The 972-nt window shown below is 51.0% G+C and carries 1 protein-coding gene; it reads left to right on the top strand.

All coding sequences use genetic code 11. The features are described from left to right. Positions 1–3: 3 nt before the first annotated feature. Positions 4–972 (top strand): UDP-glucuronic acid decarboxylase family protein (locus ACFQZX_RS11560; RefSeq protein ID WP_377115342.1); only part of this gene is annotated, 969 nt, incomplete at its 3' end.

Raw genomic sequence — 972 nt, 5'->3', positions numbered from 1 at the left:
TTCATGTCAAAACGTAAACGGATATTGATAACCGGCGCGGCCGGTTTTTTAGGGTCGCACCTGTGCGACAGGTTTATCAAAGAGGATTATCATGTTATAGGGATGGATAACCTCATCACAGGCGATCTGCGCAATATAGAGCACCTGTTCAAACTGGAGAACTTTGAGTTTTACAACCATGATGTTTCCTCATTTGTGCATGTACCCGGCGAGCTGCACTACATCCTTCATTTCGCCTCGCCTGCCAGCCCTATCGATTACCTGAAGATACCGATACAAACACTTAAGGTGGGTTCATTGGGTACGCATAACCTTTTGGGGCTGGCGCTGGCCAAGAAAGCCCGCATGCTCATCGCATCCACTTCAGAGATCTATGGCGACCCTACCGTAAACCCGCAGCCCGAGGAGTACTGGGGCAACGTGAACACGGTTGGCCCACGGGGCGTTTATGACGAGGCCAAGCGTTTCCAGGAATCCATCACCATGGCCTACCATACCTTTCATGGTTTGGAGACCCGCATTGTAAGGATATTCAACACCTACGGCCCGCGTATGCGCCTAAATGATGGCCGTGTGCTGCCGGCATTTATAGGGCAGGCGCTTCGCGGCGAACCGCTTACCATGTTTGGCGACGGCTCGCAAACCCGCTCATTCTGCTACGTGGACGACCTGATAGAAGGCATTTACCGCCTGCTTTTCAGCGATTATGCGCAGCCGGTGAACATTGGCAACCCCGATGAGATCACCATCCGCGAGTTTGGCGAGGAGATCATTAAGCTTACCGGTACCGATCAGAAACTGATCAGCCTGCCACTGCCTACCGACGACCCTAAACAACGCAGGCCGGACATAACAAAAGCCAAAGAAATTTTGGGATGGGAACCTAAGGTATCGCGCAGCGAAGGTTTAAAGATCACGTATGATTACTTTAAATCCCTGCCCGAACAGGAAATAAAACATAAGGACTTTACT

It is taken from the genome of Mucilaginibacter litoreus (assembly GCF_042676805.1).
In the GTDB taxonomy this organism is placed as follows: Bacteria; Bacteroidota; Bacteroidia; order Sphingobacteriales; family Sphingobacteriaceae; genus Mucilaginibacter; species Mucilaginibacter litoreus.
Note: the sequence above shows the minus strand (reverse complement) of the source record. Positions and strands in the feature narration are given on the sequence as shown.